The organism is Desulfobacteraceae bacterium (assembly GCA_022340425.1).
Classification (GTDB): domain Bacteria; phylum Desulfobacterota; class Desulfobacteria; order Desulfobacterales; family JAABRJ01; genus JAABRJ01.
In genome coordinates, this window is sequence record JAJDNY010000043.1 from 1 (window position 1) to 3360 (window position 3360).

At 62.1% G+C, this 3360-nt stretch carries 5 protein-coding genes; all 5 read right to left on the reverse strand.

From position 1 onward, the window contains the following. Positions 1–174: 174 nt before the first annotated feature. Positions 175–720, reverse strand: coding sequence for a 2-oxoacid:acceptor oxidoreductase family protein (locus LJE63_03835; GenBank protein ID MCG6905734.1), 546 nt, complete (start codon positions 718–720; stop codon positions 175–177). Between the two features lie 6 nt (positions 721–726). Next, a complete protein-coding gene (locus LJE63_03840) occupies positions 727–1527 on the reverse strand; it encodes a 2-oxoacid:ferredoxin oxidoreductase subunit beta (GenBank protein MCG6905735.1) in 801 nt (266 codons plus the stop codon). 3 nt (positions 1528–1530) lie between these two features. Beyond that, on the reverse strand, positions 1531–2679 hold the full coding sequence (locus tag LJE63_03845) for a 2-oxoacid:acceptor oxidoreductase subunit alpha (GenBank protein MCG6905736.1): 1149 nt from the start codon (positions 2677–2679) through the stop codon (positions 1531–1533). A gap of 9 nt (positions 2680–2688) precedes the next feature. After that, complete coding sequence (locus LJE63_03850) at positions 2689–2898, reverse strand: 4Fe-4S binding protein (GenBank protein ID MCG6905737.1); 210 nt, start codon at positions 2896–2898, stop codon at positions 2689–2691. A gap of 228 nt (positions 2899–3126) precedes the next feature. Then, positions 3127–3360 (reverse strand): radical SAM protein (locus LJE63_03855; protein ID MCG6905738.1); only part of this gene is annotated, 234 nt, incomplete at its 5' end.

The following is a 3360-nucleotide window of genomic DNA, read 5'->3' on the forward strand; positions in this document are numbered from 1 at the left end:
GTATGTTTAACAATCGGAAACCGGCTGGCTTTACTTTACTTTTTTTTGAGGTTCGGGCTGATGATACCGTTGAATATGGGGGCGGTCCTTAGTGCTAACCCTCGATCGGCGCTTGGGGGTCACGCAATCAGAGTCTCAAGCCGAAAACAGCACCCCGACAAAACCGTTTGCGGGTCATTTCCCCAAGCCATGGGCCAACTCTAGACCTATATCCAGGGCCTTGCGGTTGATGTCCAGAAAGCCGGCGGGAATGCGGGTTTCCAGGGATTTCATCAGGGATTCGGGCTTCACCACGTGGGTCAGGCCCACCACCGCCCCCAGCATGCAGATGTTGAAGACGATCGCCTTGCCGATTTTTTTCATCACCGCCTGATACATCGGCAGTTCCAACTGGCGAGCGTCCACCTTGCTCTCGGGCTTAACGAAGCGACTGTCGGTCAGAAGGGTGCCGCCCGGGCGGATGATCGGGTAGAACTTGTTGTAGGCCTCCTGGGTCAGGCAGACCAGCACGTTGGGCTGGGTCACCTTGGGGTAGTAGATCCGCGAGTCGGAAATGATCACGTCGCTGCGCGTGGCCCCGCCGCGGGCTTCCGGCCCGTAGGACTGGGCCTGCACCGCCACCAGGTTTTCATGCAGCACCGCCGCCTCGGCGAGGATGATCGCCGCCGTGATCACCCCCTGCCCGCCGGAGCCCGAAAACACCATTCTGCATCGTTCCATCTTGGATTACCCTTTCATCGCTCTTTGGATGATTTTGTCGTATTCCTGGCAGTATTCCGGCGTATCCTTGCGGACGAAAACACCGCGCTCGATCAACTCCGGGTTTTCCTGCTTGGCCTTGGAGCCGATGGGGGTCGTATTTTCCTTGAAGTGGCGCATCATGTCGGCCGCGCTACCCATGCGATTCTTGCGACCAAAATAGGTCGGGCACTGGGTCAGCGCCTCCACCACCGAAAAGCCCTTGTGCTCGATCGCCTGTTGGATGATGTCGGCCAGCTGCTGCACGTGGTAGACCGTCGTGCGGGCAACGAAGCTGGCGCCGGCGCTCTCGGCAAGTTCCACCACGTCGAAGGCGTGATCGATGTTGCTGTATGGGGCGGTGGTGGCGCTGGTGCCGTAGCCAGACAGCGGCGAGTACTGGCCGCCGGTCATGCCGTAGATGCGGTTGTTCATCACGATGGCGGTCATGTCGATGTTGCGCCGCGCGGCGTGGATGAAGTGATTGCCCCCGATGGAGAGCGCGTCCCCGTCGCCCATGGGCACAATCAGGTTGAGCTCCGGACGGCTCATCTTGACACCGGTGGCAAAGGCCAGGGCCCGGCCGTGGATGGTGTGCAGGGTGTGGAAGTCGACGTAGCCGGAAATCCGGGACGAGCAGCCGATGCCCGAGACCATCACGATGTCGTTCTTGTTCAGCCCCAGCTTCTGGATGGCCCGCAGCATGGCGTTGAGCACGATCCCGTGGCCGCAGCCCGGGCACCACATGTGGGGAAAAAACCGCTCCCGCAGGTAGTTCTTGATGGACATTGGTCAAAACCCCTTTCGCTGGATGAGCCGCAGGATGTTCCGGATGTCGGTCGGGTTGATGAAGACCCCGTCCACCCGGTTGGCCAAAAACACCCGCTCCGGGTGGGCAACTGCCGATTTCACCGACTGCGCCACCTGCCCCATGTTCATCTCCACCACCACGATGTAATTGGCGTTGGCGCATTTTTCGCGCACCAGGTTGTCGGGAAAGGGCCACAGGGTCTGAAGCTCCAGCAGCCCCAGGCGCTCGCCGCGGTTGCGGCGGTTAACCACCACGTGCAGCGCACTGCGGGCCGCCGACCCGTAGGACACCAGGACGCAGTCGGCATCCCCGAGAAAATACTCCCGGTAGCGGGTGATCTGGTGGACGTTGTTGTTGATCTTGTCCACCAGGTGGCGCAGCAGCCCCTGGACCACCTCGGGTTTGTCAGAGGGAAAACCCCACATGTCGTGGTAGAGCCCGGTCACGTTGTAGCGATGCACAGCACCAAAATCCGACATGGGCAGCCGCCCGTCCTCGCGCGGCAGGTAGGGGTGGTAGTCGACCCCCTCGCCCACCGAGGTCCGCAGCCGTTCCACCAGCGGAATCTCACCTTTTTCCGGGACCACCAGCTTCTCGCGCATGTGCCCCAGCACCTCGTCAAAGAGCAGGACCACCGGCGTGCGATAGGTTTCGGCGACGTTGAAGGCCTCCACCGTCATCTCGAAGAGGTCCTGGTGATTGGAGGCGGTCATGGCGACAATCGCGTGATCGCCGTGGGTGCCCCAGCGCGCCTGGTTGACATCGCCCTGGCTGACGTGGGTGGGAAGCCCGGTGGAGGGCCCGCCGCGCTGCACGTTGGCGATCACGCACGGGATCTCGGTCATGATGGCGTAGCCGAGCGCCTCCTGCATCAGCGAAAAGCCCGGGCCGCTGGTGGCCGTCATCACCTTGTGCCCGGTCAGTGACGCCCCGATAATCGCGCACATCGAGGCGATCTCGTCTTCCATCTGGATGAATTTGCCCCCGATTTGGGGCAGCCGCAGCGACAGGTGCTCGGCGATCTCGGTGGAGGGGGTGATCGGATAGCCGGCGAAGAACTCCAGCCCGGCGTACAGCGCCGCTTCCACGCAGGCCTCGTTGCCCTGGACAAATTTTACGGTCTCGCTCATAGGAATGCCTTAGGTTTCCTCGGTTTCGATTTCAATCGCGAAGTCCGGACAGCGCAGTTCGCACAGCCGGCAGCAGATGCAGTCTTCGGGGCGGGCGGCCACCACCTTGTCGCTGTCGTCCAACTCCAACACGTTCTTGGGGCAGAACTGTACGCAGATGCCGCACCCCTTGCACCACGCGCGGTTGATCAGATGCCGCTTGAGCTTGGGTTTAGCCATGAACACATCCTTTTATTCTGACGGGCTTTGATCTTCGGCAGGTCCTCGGCCCGGACCCGCGGCTCGAGACGTGCCCACTCACATTGTTCCCGAAAGCCATCTCCTGCCGGCAAGCCGTCACCGGCATTCCCGCCGGCTCGTGGGCGGCCCTTCCTGTGGGCCACGCTTAATCGCTTTGGGCCGCGATGTCAACCAATGGATCACGGGGATCTTGGCGGCCGCACCGGATCAGATGAAGCGCCGCATCAGGTCGTCGATCAGGCCATCCACATTTTCCGGGGTGATGCCGAACTCCCGGCAGGTCTGCACCACCCGCTCCCGCCGCCGGGGCTGCTGGAGATCCGTCAGGCGCCCGAAAACCCCCAGACGGCGCCCCACCTGATAGATCATCTGCTCCTCGGGCGGCAGGGCCAGGAAAGTTTCCAAGACCCCGGTCATGCGGGCCTTGTCCTCGGGCAGCTG